This window comes from Fibrobacter sp. UWP2 (assembly GCF_900141705.1).
GTDB lineage: Bacteria > Fibrobacterota > Fibrobacteria > Fibrobacterales > Fibrobacteraceae > Fibrobacter.
In genome coordinates, this window is record NZ_FQYM01000020.1 from 41,020 (window position 1) to 60,731 (window position 19,712).

18 protein-coding genes and 1 pseudogene are annotated in these 19,712 nt (G+C 52.3%); 12 read left to right on the forward strand and 7 right to left on the reverse strand.

All coding sequences use genetic code 11. The features are described 5' to 3' along the window. Positions 1–127: 127 nt before the first annotated feature. From BUB55_RS09950 to BUB55_RS09965, 4 genes are all read left to right on the forward strand, one after another. Complete coding sequence (locus BUB55_RS09950; RefSeq protein ID WP_073190672.1) at positions 128–964, forward strand: TIGR02147 family protein; 837 nt, start codon at positions 128–130, stop codon at positions 962–964. Then, on the forward strand, positions 964–2,523 hold the full coding sequence (locus tag BUB55_RS09955; protein ID WP_083596967.1) for a LamG-like jellyroll fold domain-containing protein: 1,560 nt from the start codon (positions 964–966) through the stop codon (positions 2,521–2,523). Before BUB55_RS09950 ends, BUB55_RS09955 begins: the two co-directional genes overlap by 1 nt. Positions 2,524–2,594: 71 nt before the next feature. Continuing rightward, positions 2,595–2,789, forward strand: coding sequence for a 4Fe-4S binding protein (locus BUB55_RS09960; RefSeq protein ID WP_073190674.1), 195 nt, complete (start codon positions 2,595–2,597; stop codon positions 2,787–2,789). Continuing rightward, positions 2,779–3,978 carry an NAD(P)/FAD-dependent oxidoreductase gene (locus tag BUB55_RS09965; RefSeq protein WP_073190622.1) on the forward strand — a complete coding sequence of 400 codons (1,200 nt, stop codon included), beginning with the start codon at positions 2,779–2,781 and terminating at the stop codon, positions 3,976–3,978. Before BUB55_RS09960 ends, BUB55_RS09965 begins: the two co-directional genes overlap by 11 nt. Before the next feature lie 37 nt (positions 3,979–4,015). Here the strand turns inward: BUB55_RS09965 and BUB55_RS09970 are convergent, their stop codons facing one another. Further along, positions 4,016–4,744: an NAD(P)H-binding protein gene (locus BUB55_RS09970; RefSeq protein ID WP_073190625.1), complete on the reverse strand. Its 729-nt coding sequence runs from the start codon at positions 4,742–4,744 to the stop codon at positions 4,016–4,018. 9 nt (positions 4,745–4,753) lie between these two features. Continuing rightward, entirely contained in the window at positions 4,754–5,755 is a 1,002-nt protein-coding gene (locus tag BUB55_RS09975; protein ID WP_073190627.1) for a histidine phosphatase family protein, read from the reverse strand. Between the two features lie 131 nt (positions 5,756–5,886). Between BUB55_RS09975 and BUB55_RS09980 the strand changes: the two genes are divergently transcribed. Next, a complete protein-coding gene (locus BUB55_RS09980) occupies positions 5,887–8,361 on the forward strand; it encodes a glycogen/starch/alpha-glucan phosphorylase (protein WP_073190630.1) in 2,475 nt (824 codons plus the stop codon). Positions 8,362–8,432: 71 nt separating this feature from the next. Here BUB55_RS09980 and BUB55_RS09985 read toward each other — a convergent pair whose 3' ends face one another. From BUB55_RS09985 to BUB55_RS09995, 3 genes are all read right to left on the reverse strand, one after another. Then, the gene (locus tag BUB55_RS09985; RefSeq protein WP_073190633.1) at positions 8,433–9,227 is read right to left on the reverse strand and encodes a hypothetical protein; all 795 of its coding nucleotides are present in this window, start codon (positions 9,225–9,227) and stop codon (positions 8,433–8,435) included. Positions 9,228–9,298: 71 nt separating this feature from the next. Continuing rightward, on the reverse strand, positions 9,299–10,159 hold the full coding sequence (locus BUB55_RS09990; RefSeq protein ID WP_073190635.1) for a Gfo/Idh/MocA family protein: 861 nt from the start codon (positions 10,157–10,159) through the stop codon (positions 9,299–9,301). Beyond that, positions 10,156–10,830 (reverse strand): 4'-phosphopantetheinyl transferase family protein, encoded by a 675-nt coding sequence (locus BUB55_RS09995; RefSeq protein WP_234971894.1) that lies wholly within the window; start codon positions 10,828–10,830, stop codon positions 10,156–10,158. Before BUB55_RS09995 ends, BUB55_RS09990 begins: the two co-directional genes overlap by 4 nt. Before the next feature lie 75 nt (positions 10,831–10,905). On the opposite strand from BUB55_RS09995, the gene ybaK reads away from it, so the two are divergent. After that, positions 10,906–11,403: a Cys-tRNA(Pro) deacylase gene (ybaK, locus tag BUB55_RS10000; RefSeq protein WP_073190638.1), complete on the forward strand. Its 498-nt coding sequence runs from the start codon at positions 10,906–10,908 to the stop codon at positions 11,401–11,403. 22 nt (positions 11,404–11,425) lie between these two features. Further along, the gene (locus BUB55_RS10005; protein WP_234971895.1) at positions 11,426–12,418 is read left to right on the forward strand and encodes a glycoside hydrolase family 16 protein; all 993 of its coding nucleotides are present in this window, start codon (positions 11,426–11,428) and stop codon (positions 12,416–12,418) included. 52 nt (positions 12,419–12,470) lie between these two features. Here the strand turns inward: BUB55_RS10005 and BUB55_RS10010 are convergent, their stop codons facing one another. After that, entirely contained in the window at positions 12,471–12,962 is a 492-nt protein-coding gene (locus BUB55_RS10010) for a hypothetical protein (protein ID WP_143153003.1), read from the reverse strand. Between the two features lie 214 nt (positions 12,963–13,176). Between BUB55_RS10010 and BUB55_RS10015 the strand changes: the two genes are divergently transcribed. Continuing rightward, positions 13,177–13,581, forward strand: coding sequence for a GNAT family N-acetyltransferase (locus tag BUB55_RS10015; RefSeq protein WP_073190644.1), 405 nt, complete (start codon positions 13,177–13,179; stop codon positions 13,579–13,581). Here the strand turns inward: BUB55_RS10015 and BUB55_RS10020 are convergent. Next, complete coding sequence (locus BUB55_RS10020) at positions 13,562–14,995, reverse strand: ATP-binding protein (RefSeq protein WP_073190647.1); 1,434 nt, start codon at positions 14,993–14,995, stop codon at positions 13,562–13,564. The genes BUB55_RS10015 and BUB55_RS10020 overlap by 20 nt on opposite strands. A gap of 448 nt (positions 14,996–15,443) precedes the next feature. Here BUB55_RS10020 and BUB55_RS10025 point away from each other — a divergent pair, with 448 nt between their 5' ends. The 4 genes and pseudogenes from BUB55_RS10025 to BUB55_RS10040 all read left to right on the forward strand — a co-directional run bounded on the left by BUB55_RS10025 (position 15,444) and on the right by BUB55_RS10040 (position 19,683). Then, entirely contained in the window at positions 15,444–15,788 is a 345-nt protein-coding gene (locus tag BUB55_RS10025) for an addiction module antidote protein (protein ID WP_073190649.1), read from the forward strand. A gap of 372 nt (positions 15,789–16,160) precedes the next feature. Continuing rightward, positions 16,161–18,098, forward strand: a complete 1,938-nt coding sequence (gene thrS, locus BUB55_RS10030) for a threonine--tRNA ligase (RefSeq protein WP_073190652.1) — start codon at positions 16,161–16,163, stop codon at positions 18,096–18,098. 165 nt (positions 18,099–18,263) lie between these two features. Beyond that, positions 18,264–18,443: pseudogene (locus BUB55_RS10035) on the forward strand (His/Gly/Thr/Pro-type tRNA ligase C-terminal domain-containing protein); the annotation flags it as partial. A 391-nt stretch (positions 18,444–18,834) separates the two neighbouring features. Next, positions 18,835–19,683 (forward strand): hypothetical protein, encoded by an 849-nt coding sequence (locus BUB55_RS10040; protein ID WP_073190656.1) that lies wholly within the window; start codon positions 18,835–18,837, stop codon positions 19,681–19,683. Positions 19,684–19,712 lie beyond the last annotated feature (29 nt).

Here is a 19,712-nt window from a genome sequence, read left to right on the forward strand (position 1 = left end):
CCCTCCACTTTTAGCCCGAGCGGTCACAGGGCTTAACAGAGTGTTTTAGATCACTTTTAGCCCGAGCGGGCGCTTCTGTTCTCAAAAAAGTTCTCACTTAATGGAAAAATTTGTTATATTAGGGAACGTGGAAAACTATATAGACATCTACCAGTTCACGCACTTCCGCAAATACCTGGAAGAGTACCAGGCGGCGCGAGTCCAAAAGGACCCCGAATTCACGCGCACCGGAATCTGCAACATGCTCGGGCTCCCCAAGACCCGCAGCTACTTTGCCGACGTACTCCGCGGCAAAAAGGTCTCGCCCCGCATGGTGGCGAAGTTCATCGAGATTCTGGGGCTCGACCGCAAGGCCGCCAAATACTTCGAGACCATGGTCCAACTGGACCAGGCCAAGACGGACACCGCCCGCAAGGCCGCCATGGACGAGCTTCTGGCGCAGCACCCAAACCCACAGCACATTTTAAACACCGACGCCTACGACTATTACAACCACTGGTACAACAGCGCCCTCTTTGCCATCCTCGACGCCATGGACGTGGCCGATGACTTGGCGCCCGTTCAAAAGCGCATTTTCCCGAAGGTTCCCATAGGCAAACTCAAGGATTCCCTCGCCCTGCTCGAGAGGCTAGGGCTTGCCCGCAAAAACGAAGAAGGTTTTTGGAAACCCACCAAGGAGAGCATCAGCAGCGGGCCGTACAACAACGCGGAACTTGTAAAGCAGTACCAACTGCAATGCTTTGAGCTCTCGAAGCAGGCGCTCATTACACCGCCCAAGCAGCCGACAGTGATGTCCACCCTCACCTTCAGCATCTCCAGCGAGGCGTACAAAAAACTGGAAGAAGAGCTGCAGCGGTTCAAGGCGAACGCAAGGCGCATCATCGGCGAGGACAAGCAAAAGGCCGACGGAGTCTACCAAATGAATCTGCACCTGTTCTCGAATTTGGACCCGGAGGGGAAGTAATGTTTGGATGTGAGAAAAAAAATGTGAAATGGGCGCTGACCCTGACGGCTGCAGGACTCCTTGCGGGGTGCAGCGACAACACGAGCACCGCAGGCGTCATCAGCGAGACAGAATCGGGCAAGACCATCGCGGGCATCGTGACGGACTTTGACGGCAACACCATCAAGGGCGCCAAAGTCGCCCTCATGCGGAGTGACTTCATCGCCGTGAGAGGCAATCCCGAAATGGAGACGACCACCGACGATTCCGGGAAATTCTCTTTTGAAGATATAAAAAGCGACTCCTTCAACATCCAGGTCTCATCCGACGGATTGCTGGACTTCAGGAATATTCTCGACATCACGAAGCTTGAGGATTCCGTCTATCGCTTTGAGGTCTCCGAAGGCTCGAACCTGAAGCTGGAACTGAACGCCTACGACCTCGCTCTTGGCGACACGATATGCATCGACGGCTCGCTGAACTGCTTCATCGTAAATTCCGAAGACGTGGACCGTGGCTACATACTGGCCGATGGCATTCCCAGTGCTTATTTTGAAAAAATCACCATCATGACTGCAGAAGGCGAAACGGAGACGGATTCCGTCTACTGGAGCTTCCGCTCTGAAGACACCCTCCTTGTGACCAGGGACAAGCCCGGCTATTTGGTGGGACTCCGCAAAATGACATTCAACGACAGTGTCGTGGCAACCCTCAAGGCCATGGATTCAAGCATCACGCTGAAGCACATTCCCATCTTGGTGGAAAGCAAGTCCGAAACAGTCCCAACCCTGATCGATGCCAACGGCTACGAAATCGATTACCTGCTGGATGCAAAATCCGTCAAGGGAAAAGAAGTGTTGCTGATGGACCTTCCCGAAATTTCAGCAAACATGCTGGACGGAAACGTATTAAGCCTGCGCGAAATCGAGCCCACCTACCTTTCCCTCGGGCCCCACCCCTACACCTTTTACAACCTGGACGCATACGACAGCGAAGGCTACTACGGAACCGGCCTGCACCTGGATTCAACAAAAAAGGACCTTACGCTCCATAAATATGCCGATGGATTCCCGCTGTTCGAAGACGGAAGTCTAGGATTCAGTTTTTGGATCAAGGGAGAAGCCCCTGCCGACACCGGGTTCACTATCTTTTCATCTACACCCTCCGTCAACGGAGGCTTTGAAATCAGGCAATGTTCAAAGGACCCCGCCACCATCTGCACAAGAATCTATAGTGGACTTGAATCCGCATCCACCGACACGACCCTCTACGGAAGCGCCAAAATTCTCGATGGTTCCTGGCACCACTACTTTGTCGTTTTTGTGCAAAAGCACCTGACCATTGCCGTTGACGGGAAAACCATCCGCAACACCGATATCAAAATTAGCGACGATTTTTCTGAATCGCAGTTCAACATTGATATCGGAGGGAAAAACGCCTTCAATGGAGAAATCGACGAAATCTTCCTCACGTCTTTCGACGATTCCATCCGGGCCAAAGGCGACACCACCTGGCAGCAACTGCAAAGCTGGCTCAGCGTTTTTTACGGGTTGCAAAAAGAACCCGCCATCCTAGACTAGAATCTGTTTATTCCTGATTCTTTGTGATTGTCGCCGCACTCTTGCGGCGATATCTTTGTATATTTTCCTTTATGAAACGTCTCGTTCACGACAAAAGCAAATGCCTGCAGTGCGCCGGCTGTGTGGGCTTGTGCCCGCAAATGGCACTCGACATGTACAATCTGGACTTGCAGATTGACCAGGGGAAATGCATCCGCTGTGGCTTGTGCACCAGGGCATGCCCCGTAGGCGCCCTCACCATCAGGGAGGTGGACGATGCTCAGTAACCATTACGACGTGATTGTGATTGGTGCGGGGCCAGGAGGCTCCGTGGCGGCTCGCAACCTGGCCCGTTTTGGCCACAAGGTGTTGCTCATCGAAAAACGCGAACGCATTGGCTATCCCGTGCGCTGCGGAGAGGCGAGCACCAACCTCGAGGATTTGCAAACCTACGGTCCTGTGGACGAAGACTGCATCGAGTCAATTATCAACGGGCTTTTCATTTACGGACCCGACGGCGTGAACATCGAAGTTCCCAAGCCGAATACGGGCATTATGCTCAACCGCCTCAAGTTTGACCCCTGCCTTGCCAAGCTTGCCGAGAACGACGGCGCCGAACTGGTGACGCTCGCCCGGGCAACGTACGTTTCGGATGTCGAGAACGGCGTGCGCAAAATGCGCATCGCCTGTGGGCAGGGCGCAGGGGAACGCATCGAAGAAGTCACCGCCAAAATGGTCATTGCCGCCGACGGCGTCGAGAGCCTTGTCGGTCGCATGGTCGGTTTAAAATGCGGCCAGCTACCGGGCAGCACCTGCACCGGCGTCGACATCGAGGTCCAGGGGCTTTTGACCAAGCCCGACTACCTCACCTTTTGGCAGGGCCACGACTTTATCAACGACGGTTACATCTGGAGCTTCCCCAAGCAAAAGAGCAACGTCACGAACTTTGGCGCAGGCTTTTTGGTGCCCAAGGCGGGCCAGCCGAACATCCTCGACGTGACGATGGAATGGCTGAACAAGCTTTACCCGGGGGCAAAAATCAACCACGTGGTCGGAGGGCTCGTGCCTGTATCGAGCACGCTCAAGAGCTACACGCTCGACCGCTTTGCCCTCGTCGGCGACGCCGCCCACCACACGAACCCGCTCACCGGGGGCGGCATCGCGGCCGCCATGCGGGCCGGACGGTTCTGCGCGCAGACCGTCCACGAGGGCCTCACCACGGGCAGCGGCGACGCAGGCAACCTCACCGCCAAGTACCTCAAGACCTACGAAAAGCGCTGTTACAACTACTTTGGCAAAACGCACGACTTTGAGTTCAAGTTCCGCAGGTTCCTTTTGGCACTAAACAAGCAGGAACAGGTCGGGCTCTACAAGGTCCTGCAGGGATTCGCCCTGAGCGGGTACAAAAAGAGCGCCTTCCTCAAAACTCCCATGCAGACCGCCAAATACCTTTACAAGTTCTGGAAGTTCAAATAAGCCGTTTTCGGCGGCATCCCGTGCCCCAAGTGAACGATCAGGCATCGAACGACAGCTCGTCAACCTTAGTTTGAGCCAGCACGCGGTTATAAACGATCCGCTTGCCCTTGACACCGTCAGTCGCACAAGTCACGCCTTTGGGCGGTTTTAAAAGGCTCGCCACCAAATGGGCGGCAACAGTCTCGGCATGGACTGGGCGTATGTGCGCCGGGATCCATTCGGGATGACGCCCCAATGTTTTTTGCAAAAGGTCTTCGCCAAAGCGTTTGTCCTTGTGCTTGCCGAGCAAAAGCGACGGGCGCACCAACGTAAGGCACTCGAAGCCCATCATCGTGAGCCCCTCCTCTAGCATACCTTTGAGACGATTGTAGAAGAACGGCGAATGCGAATTCGCGCCCTGGGCGCTTACACACTCAAAGTGCGGCACGCCCGCACGTTTCGCGATGGCGGCAAGCGTGAGCGGCAGCCTTAAATCGATTTTTTCTTGTGCAGGTTTGCTTCCCGCCTGCTTAATGGTAGTCCCTAGGCAACAGATGACAGCGTCGCAGCCAGCAAAGCCCGACCGTACACTTTCGTTATTATTAATTTGTTCAAAGTCAACTGCATCAAACGTGATTTTAGAAGACCCCTCGATAATTCCCAGGTCCATAAATGCAGGAGCCTTCCGTACGGGGCAATAAACAGAAACAACCTGGTCCAGCCGGGCCAGGAGTTTTAAAACGTTCTTGCCCACCAAACCGGTGGATCCCAAAAGAGCGACTTTCATGAAACCGGATTATTCTTCCATGGGGACGTAGACCATCCAGCCCACGTCGTAGCTGCGTACCGGCAACAAAATGTATTCGTTGGCGGGGTTCACGATAACGGCAATGCCCGTCATATAGTTGACCCAACGGCCGCTCACCGAGAAGTTCACGTCAACTTGCCTGTTGGAGGCGTAAACCACCAGAGGTTCAATCAGCACGTCGTGGGTCGCCAAGAAGCTCACGCGCTTCCAGCTGCCCATATTCGCCAGCACTACTTCGTTCACAAACTGGGCTCCCCTCTCAAAGAGGTCGTAGAAGAGGCCGTCGGCCAACCTCGCCACATAGGCGTTGGAGATTTTCAACCCGTACGCCCACTGGGAAATGTTCTTCCAGGAACCGCCACGGCTCTTGATGACAGCGTCAAGGGAGTCCGTGGTTACACGGAAAAAGTAGTCGCCGTTAATACCGTTCCAGGTCACGACCTCGGCAGACTCGCCGCGGCCAATGGCAATGTTGTTGCAAGTCTCGCGCGTGCGAATAAAATCGGTGGATGCATAGTAGAACGCTTCCCCCGGACCAATCCTCTGTCCCAAGGCCTGGGCTTGAGCCACGCCGTCCTCGGTCAGCAGGGATTCCTGCCCTTCACTTTTCTGACGTTCGGCATGGCGAATCACAAACACAATCTTGTGGTCGTCGGGCACAGCCTTGTACACTTCGCTAATTTCGTAGAACCCATTGGAATCGGGGGTCGCCGTAATGGTGAATGCCCCCGGTGTAAAACCACCGACCTCCACCGGAGTGGACGAACTCTGATCCACGGGCGTCGTGACGCTAGACGAACTGCCCTCGACCGAGGTCGTTTGCGCATCGCTGGACGTGGCAGGGACATCGGGGACCGTAGCCGCCGAAGACAAGATGGCCGAAGACGGCGTTTCGGCAACGGGAGCGTCCGTTCCCGACGAAGAATCCTCGCTACAGCCAATGAGCAGGCCCACAATCGAAAAACCCAGTAAACCAAATTTTTTTAGCATCGTTTTGCCCTATGTTGGAGTTCATTCTTCAAATTAACTTTTTATACGTGAATTCCCTATAGATGTTTAGCCAAAGAGGGTAAAAATTTCTAAACTTGCTCATGAAATTTTAACCTTAACGTAGGTGTATCATGGCAAAAGCAATCAAGAAAGCAGAAGAAGTCGAAGTGCTCGGCACCGACGCGGAATCGTTCCGCAAGGCGTTTACCGACCACATCCACCACACGCTCGCCCGTAACAAGGTGACCGTGACCGACCACGAGAAGTTCCTCGCGGTCGCATACGCCGTCCGCGACCGTCTCGTGGACCGCTGGATCAAGACCCAGGAGACCTACTACAAGCAGGACGTGAAGCGCGTCTACTACCTCTCCCTCGAATTCTTGATTGGCCGCACGCTCGGCAACTCCGTGCTGAACCTCGACGTCGAAAGCGCCGTCACCGAAGCGCTCGACGAAATCGGCATGACCCTCGAAGAACTCCGCGAACAGGAAGTTGACGCTGGTCTCGGTAACGGTGGCCTCGGCCGCCTCGCCGCCTGCTTCCTCGACTCCATGGCAACTCTCGAACTCCCGGCCACCGGCATGGGCATCCGCTACGAATACGGCATGTTCAGCCAGAAGATCGTGAACGGCGAGCAGGAAGAACAGCCGGATAACTGGCTGCGCCTCCCGAACCCCTGGGAAATCGCCCGCCCGGCCAACGCCATCAAGGTGCCGTTCTACGGCTACGTGGTGAGCTGGATGGACGACAACGGCAAGCTCCGCAACCGCTGGGAAACAAAGGACTACGTGCTCGCCCTCCCGTACGACACCCCGATTCCGGGCTACAAGAACAACACCGTGAACAACCTGCGCCTCTGGAGCGCGAAGTCCACCGACGACTTCGGCCTCAGCTACTTCAACAACGGCGACTACATTGCCGCCGTGCAGGACATGGAACTCTCCGAGACCATCTCCAAGGTGCTGTACCCGAACGACTCCTCCATGAACGGTAAGGAACTGCGCCTCAAGCAGCAGTACTTCCTGTGCTCCGCCTCCCTGCAGGATATCATCAAGCGCTTCAAGAAGCTCCATGACGGCGATTGGAAGAAGTTCCCCGAGAAGGTCGCCATCCAGCTGAATGATACGCACCCGGCAATCTCCATCGCCGAAATGATGCGCATCCTCCTCGACATCGAGAACATGGAATGGGACGAAGCCTGGGACATCGTCACCAAGACGTTCGCCTACACGAACCACACCCTGATGCCGGAAGCCCTCGAGAAGTGGCCCGTCAGCCTCTTCGAGAAGCTCCTCCCGCGTCACCTCCAGATCATTTACGAAATCAACGCACGCTTCCTGCGCATGGTCAGCATGAAGTGGCCCGGCGACAACGCCCGCCTCGCCCGCATGAGCCTCATCGAAGAAGGCAACTGCAAGATGGTCCGCATGGCCTACCTCTCCATCGTGGGTTCGTTCGCCGTGAACGGCGTGGCCGCTCTCCACTCCGACCTCCTGAAGACCACCCTCTTCAAGGACTTCTACGAACTGTGGCCTGAAAAGTTCAACAACAAGACGAACGGCGTGACGCCGCGTCGCTGGGTCCGCAAGGCCAACCCCGCCATGTCCGAGCTCATCACCAAGAAGATTGGTGACAGCTGGGTCAAGGACCTCGATGACTTGCGCAAGCTCGAAAAGTTCACTAAGGACGCCGCATTCCAGAAGGAATTCATGGCAGTCAAGAAGCAGAACAAGGAACGCCTCGCCAAGTACCTCAAGGCAACGCAGGGCGTCGATGTCGATACCGATACGTTCTTCGACGTGCAGGTGAAGCGCATCCACGAATACAAGCGCCAGCTGCTGAACATCCTCCACGCCATCCACCTGTACATCCAGGTGAAGGACGGCAAGGAAATCATGCCGCGCACCATCATGATCGGTGGTAAGTCCGCTCCGGGTTACTGGATGGCCAAGCAGATCATCCGCCTCGCGAACGCCGTGGCCGCCATCATCGACGCCGACCCGGTCTGCAAGGGCAAGCTCAAGATGGTGTTCCTCGAGAACTACCGCGTTTCCTTCGCCGAGAAGATTATCCCGGCGGCTGACCTCTCCGAACAGATTTCTACTGCGGGCACCGAAGCCTCGGGTACCGGCAACATGAAGTTCGCCCTCAACGGCGCACTCACCATCGGTACGCTCGATGGCGCCAACGTGGAAATGAAGGAAGAAGTCGGCGACGAGAACATCTTCATCTTCGGCCTCACCGTGGAAGAAGTCACCGACCTGCTCGCCAAGGGCTACCGTCCGCGCGACTTCTACGAGAAGGACGACGACCTGCGCCGCGTTATCGACCTCATCGGTTCCGGCTTCTTCAGCCCCGACCGTCCGGACCTGTTCAAGCACATTGCAGACAAACTCCTCACCCACGACCCGTACATGCTCTGCGCCGACTTCCGCAGCTACGTGGACATGCAGGCCAAGGTGGCGAAGGAATACCAGAACAAGAAGGCTTGGGCCGAAAAGGCAATCCTCAACGTGGCTCGCATGGGCAAGTTCAGTTCCGACCGTACCATCAAGCAGTACGCCGAAGAAATCTGGAACGCCAAGCCCTGCAGCATCAAGTTGTAATCGGCCACGCGACACGCCATTAAAAAGTCCCGCGAGAAATCGCGGGATTTTTTTACAGGGGCACATGCAAGTCAGTTGCCCGTCAAGGCCTCGTATTCATTCGCCTTACGTTTGAGCATCCCGCCGAGAGCGATATGGGTGGCCCCCAGCCCAATCAGGGGAACAGCGATTATCACTGATGACATTGCATCTTTTTGGGTAACGGCATAGGCTGTACCAAGAGTTACTAATAAACCACCCAAAGAAAAGCCCCATAAGGAAGCATTGTTATAGAGGCCAACCACACATTGGTTAAAATCCGAAATGTTTGTTTTTTCGCGACACTGGGCTTTTTTCTTAAGGCCTCTAAACATTTCGTCATTTAAAAGTTCAGTGTATGCCAGATTCACAGAACTTGAATCTTGTTCATATTCTTGTTCATATTTGAGCTTGATTTCGTCATAACGCTCCGTAAAAAATGCTTTTCGATTCTTATACTCTTCAAGTCGTTCTGGCAGCTTGCGTTGTGCTGACAACGAGGTCCATCCGGCCATAAACAAGGTCACGCCCCCTAAGATAAGTACAGGAGGAATCACTCCCGCACCAATGGCATAGCCAGCGCCACCAGCTCCCGCAATATCACTCAAAAAATAGATGCCATAACCAAGGCTGAGTCCGCCAAGGCCTATCCCCAAAATGCCCCACGATATATCTCCAACTTCAGCCTCCGTATCTTCAATTAGATTTTGATAGTGATCAATGCTATCCAAGAGAACAGCCGGGTCTACATCCTGAACTTCCAGTGAATCATTCTTTTGTGCAAAAGCATTCAACGAAAGCAAAAGGCAAAGTACAAGAAACAATTTGTTAACACGAGAATTCTGCATACCTTTTCACAAAATAAAAAAGTCAAATCTGCCAACTTTTTATACAAGGTTCCATTACTCGGCAGTACGGATTAACCGGCTGCGATTTTCACTGCATTGGCGGCGTTTTGCGCGGCGCGGCGGCCCCAGTCCTTGCAGGCGCCATGCAGCAGCCTCAAAAAGAACCGGTGTTCGTTATCGAGGGAGTCGGACACATGCTCGACTTCGCCGTTGCCCCTGTACTTGGCAAGGCTCACAATGTATTCGGCATCATCGAAACTCGCCGAAATCATGCGCACGTCCTTGTTGCTATTGCGGTTGACCTTGATGCAGGCCTCGACTCCGGCGTACTCGCCCGAGACCACCCGCAAAAAAGCCCAAGACTCGTCGTCACCGCTGTTCACAAAGTTCTCCAGCTGCACGTTCTCGTACTTGAACATCGTGAGGAACATGCTCAGGTCGTGGACCATCAAATCGAGGGCGACATTCACATCACGGCAACGTTCCGAATAGCCGTGCTCGCGGCGGAATTCCAGCTTCAGGTTGATTTTGCCGTCGGCATCGCGTTTCGCCATCTTGAGTTCCGCGACCATTTGCTTGCGGAAGTTCAAAAAAATGGGATTGAAGCACTCCGACTGCGCCACAAAGAGAGGGACCTCTTTGCTCAGGGCCAAGTCCACCAACTCCTGCGCCTCGGCGGCGGTCGTCGCGAGCGGTTTTTCGACGAACACGGGAATTCCGCGATTCAAAAAATCCTTCACATAGTTGTAATGGGTCGACGCAGGCGAAGCAATCACAACAAAGTCCGCATCCAAGGACTCAAGCGGCGATTTGACCGTACACTCCTTGGAATCGTAAATCGCAACAAATTCAACACCACAAGACTCAAACCGCGCACGGTGGCGCTTGCCCATAGTCCCATTGCCTATCAAAATCGCGTTGTACTTCTTCATCGGTAAAGTCGTTTTTCTACATCAATAATACAATCCACCGGCGCGTTTTTAAGGCAGCAGGCATATTTGTAGCCATCCTGGCAATCCAATTCGCGGAACAGGACCTCGGGCTTGGCGCCTTCGTGGTCCAACACAATACGGTCCCCGTCCATACGGAAACCAAATTTCTCGGGGCTCAGCACAAAACCGAGACCCGTCAATTTCATATAGCTTTCCTTGAGTGTCCAAATCCTGTAAAAGCCCTCGTTCTGGGCATCTTCGCCCTCCAGGCCCTTAATCCACTCGAACTCCTCCGGCGTATAAAACCGCTCGGCGAGTTTCAACTTGTTACCCCGCACCTTCTCCACGTCGCAACCCACCTCGTAGGTCGACATCACACACATGGCGCGCTCGTACGAATGCGAGAGGCTAAAGTGGATCTTGGAATACTTTTCAAAGTAAGGCTTGCCCGACTCGGTATAAAGGATATGCTCGTCGGCACCGACAATACCAAAATCCTCGCAGGCGCCCTTGAGCAAAAGGCCAACGCCCAAAGAGAGGCACTTGCCAGCCTCGTTCTTGATCCGGTCAATTTTTTGCCGGCGATACTCGGGAACAAACGAATACAAGCGGTCAAATGTCGCCTTGTGACTCAACGTCGAAACGTCCGCTATGTAAACACGCGTATTCAAAACCCAATCGCCTTGTTTTTCTCTATAAGATTTATATTTGAAGTTAGAAAAAAGGATGTTGTACAAGGTAAATTTATGGAAATAAAGAAGACCAACGCTGCCAGAATCCTTGACAGACAGAAGATTTCGTACGAATTAATACCCTATGTTGTAGACGAAAACGACCTGGGGGCACAACATGTAGCAGATTCCCTCGGCGAAGACATCAACCAGGTGTTCAAGACGATCCTTGTTCACGGCGACAAAATCGGTTACTTAATTTGCGTGGTCCCCGGGAATTTGGAAGTCGATTTGAAGGGCGCCGCCAAGGTCTCGGGCAACAAAAAAATCGAGACCGTCCCCCTCAAGGACCTGACCCCGCTCACGGGCTACATCCGCGGCGGTTGCAGCCCGCTGGGGCTCAAAAAAAACTTCCCCATCTTTATCCACGAAACCGCCCTGCAGTTCGACTATATTTACGTGAGCGCGGGCGAGCGCGGCCTGCAGCTGAAAATCGCCCCCGCCGACCTGGTGAAGGCGACCCGCGCGACCGTCGGGATCATCGCGAGAATCCACCCCGAGGAACCCTCGTAAGTCCAGGTAGATGGAGATGATTGTGAAATTACCGATTTTTGCCACAGCGCTGGCGACAACCTTCGGGCTCACAGCCCTTCTCGCCGCATGCTCCGACGACGCGTCGAGCGGGCCCGACAACAGCCCGCAGTTAGAGTCTACCAGTTGCTCGTCCGAGACTCCCGAGAGCTACTCCGAACAAGACCTCGCGAGCAGCTCCAGCGCCGAGCCTACAAGCAGTTCAACGGAGAACGTCGCGAGCAGCTCCAGCGCCGTGCCTGCAAGCAGTTCCGAAGACGCCTGCATTGGCGAAGAACTGGACCCCGCACCCATTTGGAATGACGAATTCAACTGCGACAGCCTTGACGAATCCAGCTGGAGCTACGAAATAGGCAACGGTGAATGGGGCTGGGGCAACAACGAAAAGCAGTATTACACCGACCGTCCCGAAAATATCTACGTCAAGGACGGCTACTTGCACATCCGCGCCCTCAAGGAGGCATACCAAGGGAGCGATTACACCTCGGCGCGCATCATCACCAAGCACAAAAAGAGTTTCACCTACGGAACCGTGGAAGCGCGAATCGCCCTCCCCAAGGGCAAAGGGATATGGCCCGCCTTCTGGATGCTGGGCGAGAACATCGACGAAGTCAGCTGGCCCAAGTGCGGCGAGATCGACATCATCGAGGCGGTGAACGAGGAAAGCGTCGTTTATGGCACACACCACTGGTATGCCGACGGCCAGGCCGATTACGGCAACAGCACCAAGGAGTACTACGGCACCCATTACGACCTCGACATCACCGAATTCCACAACTACAAAATGACCTGGGATTCCAAGATGATGACCATGTACGTGGACGACTTCAAGTACCAAGAAATCGCCATCGACGGCGACGGCGGCATCGAAGCGTTCCGCAAGCCGTTCTTCTTTGTTTTGAACGTCGCCGTAGGCGGTCAATGGCCCGGCTTTGACATCGACGATTCGCAATTCCCCAACGAAATGCTGGTCGATTATATCAGGGTGTACAAATAAACTAAACGAACTTTACCAGTTGATTTTTAGCTTTCCTGTTTAAAAAAGGTATTCATTCCTCGTAGATTTCCACCTGCTTGCCACGGAGCATGGCGCGCTCGCATATAGGCGTCAAAAAGTCGCTCTCGTATCCAAACCAGTAGGCGTGCCGGTCGGTGGCCATGGCAGCTAACTGGGCGCAGTAACGGGCGGTCTCGATGTTGTGATGCTTGCGCTTGAAGCACGAAACTACAAGAAGGCGGTTCTCGGCAAACGCCCGGTAGCAAACGTCTTGCGGATACTGGAACGGCAGGCGGCAACCGCGGATCCAAATGGCCATGCCGCCGTTGGCAAGCGTCACGTAAAGCAGGTGCAGCTCCGCCGCCGAGTGGAACGTGCCCACAATGCAGTGCCGGAGTCTTCCCTCTTCGGCAGCCCACGACTCCAACGAGAACCTATCCGGCGAAACAGTCCGCGAAGCGAACACGCTCACGCGCTTCATGGGCCCCGTCCAGAGCTTGACATTCCCTTCCCATTTCATCCCGACCATCTTTATCCTTTTCATGATTTCTCCTATGGTAAAAAATAAAAGGACCGCCCGCGCCTTCGCGCAAGCGATCCATAAATACGGTCGGCAGTGTTAAGTGCCTATGACGATAATATACAAAAATTTATCGCCAAGATTCTCGACCTGCACAGTGAATACATGCCAATGTTGTAAATGGTCATGCAAGAAATATAGTTATATTCCATATTATATTACCATTAAGAGAAAAAATATGAGCATTACATACAAAGACACTCACGATTTTTCTGAACAGGATTTAAAGGACTTATTTCTCTCTGTCGAATGGTCCTCGGGACATTTCCCCGACAAACTCGTCGTCGCGATGAAGAATTTCAAGACCGTCATCTCGGCCTGGGACGGAGGCAAGCTCATCGGCATGATCTGTGCGATGGACGATGGCATCATGAACGCCTACGTGCATTACCTGCTCGTGCGCCCCGAATATCAAGGCCAAAGCATCGGCAAAGTCCTCGTCGACAAGGTCCATGAGAAATACAAGGATTACCTCCGCATCGTCGTGGTCGCCTACAACGAAGAACTCGCCTTCTACGAGCATTGCGGCTTCAAGAAAGCAGATGATGCGAGCCCGATGTTTATTACCAGTTTGTGGACGTAGGTTCCTTTTTTACCCAACGACCATTTTTCGATGCGCCTTCCCAAGCGTAACCAAGTTTTTTGAGGTCCCTCAAAATAGTCTTACTTGAAACATTGAACCTTTTAGCTAAATCATCCTTTGATATCATGGAATTTTCCACAACAACCTGCTCCACTTTTTCTGCTCTCGGAATGTCATTTTGAGTGACATTTTGAGTGACATTTTGGGTGACATTTTGAGGTTCATTTGGGGTGACAATCCTACCGTTCAGCTTGTTCATCGGGAACGTCACCACGGTATAGCCACCCTCTTCACTCCAAAAGGGTTGCGGGGAATTTTCCGCCTTGCAAGCATCCATTATGCGCTTTATTCCCGAGCCCCATTTTTCTAAGTATGTTATTTGATAGAGAACCGTCGCAACAATCTCGTTTCGTGGATACGACTTATGCGACCGCTTAATAGTTTTGGGAGTTAATTCGCGGGGTAACAAGCCCGGGCTTTCAATTTCTATACGGTCGTCATATATGGCAATGCCGATAGAGCACTGGTGAATGTCATAATCCCTATGGCAAAGGGCGTTAATCAGTGCCTCGCGCAATGCCGTTGCAGGAACATCAAGGTGTTCTTCCCTTTTAAACCCCTTGATTTCTCCGCTAAGAGAAAGATGCTTGAAAAAGAACGACATGCCCGCATCAAGCAGTTCAAAGAAATTGCCATGAGCCTGCTGGTTGTCGATAAAGTAATTTTTGTCCGTTCCTCTAAAACGAGCCATTCGAATTTCATAATCATACGAAAATCTCTTAGAAAAAAGAAACACAGCGGCGTTCCGCAAATTGTCGCCATCCAACAGGTTCCATTTTTTCAATATTACTTTAATTGACTCATTGAGTGACCCCACCGGAATTCGTTTTTCTTCGACTCCGAGACGGACTACGCCACGAATTGTGCTGACATCAAGGTCTTTTATAGAATACCCCTCAGCCACCCTCATTTCCCACGAATATTTGTGCGGCATGTTGATCCGAATTCTAGCATCAAACATATCCCTAGGCATTGCTTTAGTGACACTTTCCAGTCTATAGTATGGTCTTCCATGAAATGTGTACGGGTCATTCCCATAGACCCACGGATTGAACCTCAGTACGATTACTTGATGGTTGTCCTTGTCGGGAATGTCTACATATTCAATAACAGGGGTGACCGCAGGTTCTATTCCCGCTAACGCTTGCGCGATATCGCGACGGGTAGATTCAGAAACGATTTGCCCAACAATACTCAAGGAAGGCGTGACACCGAAAACGAGAACGCCGCCATCGGAATTCAGGAAGGCGCATGCCGTATGCATGCCTTCTCGAAGTTCGCCGGTAGATTTTTTCAGTTCAATATTCTTCGTTTCATCTTTAGAAATCAGTTTTTTGAGTTCTTCCAAAGTCATCAAATAGCCTCGCTATTAAAACCGTCGCCATTGGGCGACAATTTGACTGGCTGTTGCAATTATGCTGAAAAACAGCGCACAACATGCCCTTGCTTATTTGTTATGTATTGAGATTTTCCACGCCTTGCGCGGAATGGGATGATCTTGCAATCCTGTTGGCGGGGGCTTTCCCCGGCGTTACTTGTCACTCTTTCGAGTGAACTCGAGTAGGTCGTGTTCCTACCAGCTATCCAACAGAACCATCAAGAAGGTTGATGGGCCCCGCCGCGAATGCACGTACGGACCCGAAGGTCTATGTCGACTGTCACGAGGATTATCGAATATCAGCTACAATATATACAAATAGATTGGCTACGTCAAGGGGCTTTCAAATTATTGAAAGATTCTCATCTATCAAAACTTTTTTTGCCTCTTGACAACATGTATCCGATTAGATACATTGTTATGTATGCACAAACGCTTAGATATTGCCGAATACCTCGACAGCGAAGAAATCGTCGCCGAATATTTGAATTTGGTCAGTGAATCGGATGATCCCGCGCTGTTTCTCCGAGCCATCGGACACATCGCCAAAAGCAAGGGAATGTCGCAGATAGCTGAAAAGACAGGACTCGGCCGTGAAAGTCTTTACAAGGCTTTAGACGAAAAAGCGCACCCACGTTTCGAAACCATTTTCAAGGTGCTGAACGCCATGGGAATCCAAATGACGCTTGTCCCTAAAATGAGGCTCAAAAAACGCAGCAAACAAACTGCACTTTGCGTCGCAGAGAAAAGAGCGCGTTATAAAGTGTAGAGCGTTTTCGGGGTCTTAGGGGCTAAGCCCCTAGGAGAAGGGGTGGGGAGCAACGCAGTGCGACCCAGGGGAAGGCGTTCCCCTTTGTATAATCAGGACTAGATTCTTCGACTTCGCCCTACGGGCTCCGCTCAGAATGACACGTTTAGCCCCTAACGCTGTACTCCAGGGTGACAAACGGGGCATTTTTATTTGCCGAAACGCAAGCCAAATTCTACTTGGCACGCTTCGCGTGCATTTAGCACGGCTCGGTCATGTCAACTCGTGCAAGCACGGTTGCCGCGACACTCGCCTTTAGCTAAATTTGCGCGCACCGCCAGATGTCGTATTTCTGGGGAACCGGGCGAGAACCGCCCATAAAAAGGATTATTTATGTCTCAAATCGAACTCACCTTCCCCGATGGCTCCGTACGTTCCGTAGCATCGGGCACCACCGGCCTCGAAATTGCGAAGGGCATTTCCGAAGGTCTTGCACGCAAGGCGCTTGGCGTCAAACTCGGCGATAAGGTCCTCGACCTCACGCGCCCGCTCACCGAGAGCGGCACCATCAAGATTATCACGCCGAGCAACGACGACCCGGATGCTCTGATGCTCCTGCGTCACAGCTGCAGCCACGTGCTCGCCGAAGCCATCTGCGACCTGTTCCCGGGCACCAAGCTCGCTTACGGTCCGGCTATCGAAAAGGGTTTCTACTACGATTTGATGACACCGACCCCGATCCAGCAGTCGGATTTCGAGCGCATCGAAAAGCGCATGAAGGAAATCATCAAGGAAGACCGTCCGTTTACCCGTTGCGAAGTCAGCGCCGCCGATGGCCTGAAGCGCACCGAGGGCGACAAGTACAAGACGGATAACGCGCAGCGCGCTCTCGCCCGCGAGGGTAGCGACGGTACGCTCAGCTTCTACGTGACTGGCGAACCGGGCAAGAACTTTGAAGACCTCTGCGCCGGCCCCCACGTGCCTTCTACTGGCAAGCTCAAGAATTTCAAGGTGCTCTCGATGTCGGGCGCCTACTGGCACGGCGACCAGAACAGCGACCAGCTGACCCGCGTCTATGGCACCTGCTTTGCCGACAAGGAAGGCCTCGAAACCTACCTGAAGTTCCTGGAAGAGGCCGAAAAGCGCGACCACCGCAAGATCGGCAAGGAAATGGACCTCTACCACATCGAAGACCACTCCCCGGGCATGGTGTTCTGGCACCCGAAGGGCACCAAGATGGTGAACGCCCTGAAGGACTACATCCGCGGGAAGATTGACCGTCGCGGCTACCTCGAAGTGATTACGCCGGAAATCGTGAACAAGACTTTGTGGATCAAGTCCGGCCACGCCGACAAGTACAACGAGAACATGTTCAAGACGCTCGCTGGCGACGTGGAAATGGCCGTGAAGCCGATGAACTGCCCCTGCCACATTCAGATTTTCAACACCGGGCTGCGCAGCTGGCGCGACCTTCCGATGCGCCTTGCCGAATTCGGTAAGTGCCACCGTTACGAACCTGCCGGTACGATGCACGGCCTGATGCGCGTGCGCGGCTTTGTGCAGGACGACGCCCACATCTTCTGTACCGAAGATCAGATTGCAAGCGAAGTGGCTGACTTCTGCGCCCTCGTGAAGGAAATCTACCACGACTTCGGTTTCGACGATATCGTGGTGAAGTTCTCCACCCGCCCGGAAAAGCGCGTGGGTTCCGACGAAATCTGGGACAAGGCTGAAGCCGCCCTCGCCGAAGCCACGAAGCTCGCTGGCCTCGACTACATTTTGAACCCGGGTGAAGGTGCCTTCTATGGCCCGAAGCTCGAATTCACGCTGAAGGACAGCCTCGGTCGTGACTGGCAGTGCGGTACCATCCAGGTTGACTTCAACCTCCCGCAGCGCCTTGGTGCTGAATATGTCGGTAAGGACAACCAGAAGCACATTCCGGTGATGCTGCACCGTGCGGCCGTGGGTTCCATCGAACGCTTCCTCGGCATTTTGATTGAAGAATTCATGGGCGATTTCCCGCTGTGGCTCGCTCCGGTTCAGGCCCGCGTGCTCCCGATTTCCGAGAAGTTCGTTGACTACGCGAAGCAGGTCGAGAAGGAACTCGTGAACGCCGGAATTAGGGTCGAAACTGACGAGTCCAATGAAAAGTTGGGATATAAAATTCGTCAGTGTGAAATTCAAAAGATCCCCTACATTCTTATTGTAGGCGAAAAGGAAGCCTCTGACAACTTGGTTGCCGTTCGCAAACGTAAGGACGGAGACAAGGGTCAGATGAGTGTTCAGGCCTTTATTGACATGACTGCTGATGACAGAAGAGTCGTCCGTTAATCAATAAGGAAATAACATCCGCAAACGTAGGCTTCCTTTGAGCCTACGTTTTTTTGCGTGGAAGTCGATGAATGCAACGAGTAGCGTGCAAGCCGAGCGTCGCGACAAAATGCTTGCATTTTGGCATGACCGAGGCGCCGCCGCTGACGCCGAAGGCGTCAAAAGCTCGGCTACAAGATCCGCCAGTGCGAACTCCAGAAGGTGCCGTACCTCCTCATCGTCGGTGAGAAGGAAGTGGCCGATGGTGTTGTCTCTGTGCGTAAGCGCAAGGACGGGGATAAGGGTTCCATGAAGGTTGCCGACTTCCTCAAGATGACCGAAGACGACAGAAAAGTCGTTCGCTAGTCAATCATTTGTCATTGCGAGGGGCGAGCAACCCCGAAGCAATCTCTGAAAATTTCAAACATCCGTCTTATTAGGCGGATGTTTTTTGGTAAAAGGGGAAAGCCTTCCCCTCGCTTCAGCCCCGATCCCGCCCTTATTGTCATGCCCGCATAGGCGGGCATCTTCTGTCGAACCCGCCCGACCGGGTTTTTCGCTACCCTTTCTGCGAGCCCTCAGTCGCCGACCCGCAACGCCCCGGCTAATCCCGCTGTTGACCCTCTTTTTTTCAAAAAATGTGAGCTAGATGAGTTTTTATCCCCAAATTTTGATTTCAACTGTAAAATGACAGATTATGACATTGGATTGAATATATATTTGTAATGACTAAGGTTAATTTGATGAGAAACGTCCTATGTTTATAGATAAGGAATATCCTGCAACTCACTCAATGTCCACGGGTTGGTTCATTGCTGATAAAGACGGCAATATCGCCATTTTTGATTTTAATGAAAACGGCCCTATTCCGTGTGACATTCCTGAAAGCAGTGCTAACGGAGTCTTGGAAGAAGATTTTGTTTTACCAGATGAAAAAGGCATTCGTAATTTTAATTTTGATGATAATCAAGCCGACATCATTATTGAAAAATTAAAAACGCCTAGTGAATTTGATGAATATGGTGAATATATCGTTTTAATTGATGTGGCGCAAACGGAAGAATTTCTGAAGTCGGCCTTAAAAAATAAGTATCTACATGCCTGTTATTCCAAATCAAAAGGACTTTATCTCATTGAACCTTATGAAGCGAAGACTACAGCAAATGAGTTGATTCAAAGAAAAATCATTTTAAAGTCAAAGATTTTTTTCTTTGATATAAATAATGATGTGTATGATGAAAAAACAGGGTCGTATAATTATGTTCACGATGATTTATTTGAAATTTTCCCATTTTATCTTTATCAGCAACCGTATTGGACTGCTCATTTAACGGAACGTACCTTTGTTCCTAAATGTAAGTTTAAGATAACTCAATTCAATCCAGATGATCAAAAAAGGGTTTTGCGGCTACCCATAAGTTTTGACGAATGTTCAAAACTTCAAATAGCAGAATTTTTACCTTCTTACAGTTGTGGCAATGATTATGTTAGTATAGGTAATCATGGCTTTGATTTGTTGCCATTGACTAATGGAAATTTCGAAGATGCCCCAAAGTTAGTTGAAATTTCTGCAACCAAAAAGAAAAAGGTGGTCTCCAACTTGTAAATTTGGTTCAGCAAAAAAACACCAAGCAA

What these genes read in the sequence shown, in the direction of transcription:
- BUB55_RS09955 (WP_083596967.1), top strand. Translation starts at nt 964, where the DNA reads ATGTTTGGATGTGAGAAAAAAAATGTGAAATGGGCGCTGACCCTGACG.
- BUB55_RS10015 (WP_073190644.1), top strand. Translation starts at nt 13,177, where the DNA reads ATGAGCATTACATACAAAGACACTCACGATTTTTCTGAACAGGATTTA.
- BUB55_RS10010 (WP_143153003.1), bottom strand. Translation starts at nt 12,962, where the DNA reads ATGAAAAGGATAAAGATGGTCGGGATGAAATGGGAAGGGAATGTCAAG.
- BUB55_RS09990 (WP_073190635.1), bottom strand. Translation starts at nt 10,159, where the DNA reads ATGAAGAAGTACAACGCGATTTTGATAGGCAATGGGACTATGGGCAAG.
- BUB55_RS10025 (WP_073190649.1), top strand. Translation starts at nt 15,444, where the DNA reads ATGCACAAACGCTTAGATATTGCCGAATACCTCGACAGCGAAGAAATC.
- BUB55_RS10040 (WP_073190656.1), top strand. Translation starts at nt 18,835, where the DNA reads ATGTTTATAGATAAGGAATATCCTGCAACTCACTCAATGTCCACGGGT.
- BUB55_RS09970 (WP_073190625.1), bottom strand. Translation starts at nt 4,744, where the DNA reads ATGAAAGTCGCTCTTTTGGGATCCACCGGTTTGGTGGGCAAGAACGTT.
- BUB55_RS09960 (WP_073190674.1), top strand. Translation starts at nt 2,595, where the DNA reads ATGAAACGTCTCGTTCACGACAAAAGCAAATGCCTGCAGTGCGCCGGC.
- BUB55_RS09985 (WP_073190633.1), bottom strand. Translation starts at nt 9,227, where the DNA reads ATGCAGAATTCTCGTGTTAACAAATTGTTTCTTGTACTTTGCCTTTTG.
- thrS (WP_073190652.1), top strand. Translation starts at nt 16,161, where the DNA reads ATGTCTCAAATCGAACTCACCTTCCCCGATGGCTCCGTACGTTCCGTA.
- BUB55_RS09965 (WP_073190622.1), top strand. Translation starts at nt 2,779, where the DNA reads ATGCTCAGTAACCATTACGACGTGATTGTGATTGGTGCGGGGCCAGGA.
- BUB55_RS09975 (WP_073190627.1), bottom strand. Translation starts at nt 5,755, where the DNA reads ATGCTAAAAAAATTTGGTTTACTGGGTTTTTCGATTGTGGGCCTGCTC.
- ybaK (WP_073190638.1), top strand. Translation starts at nt 10,906, where the DNA reads ATGGAAATAAAGAAGACCAACGCTGCCAGAATCCTTGACAGACAGAAG.
- BUB55_RS10020 (WP_073190647.1), bottom strand. Translation starts at nt 14,995, where the DNA reads ATGACTTTGGAAGAACTCAAAAAACTGATTTCTAAAGATGAAACGAAG.
- BUB55_RS09980 (WP_073190630.1), top strand. Translation starts at nt 5,887, where the DNA reads ATGGCAAAAGCAATCAAGAAAGCAGAAGAAGTCGAAGTGCTCGGCACC.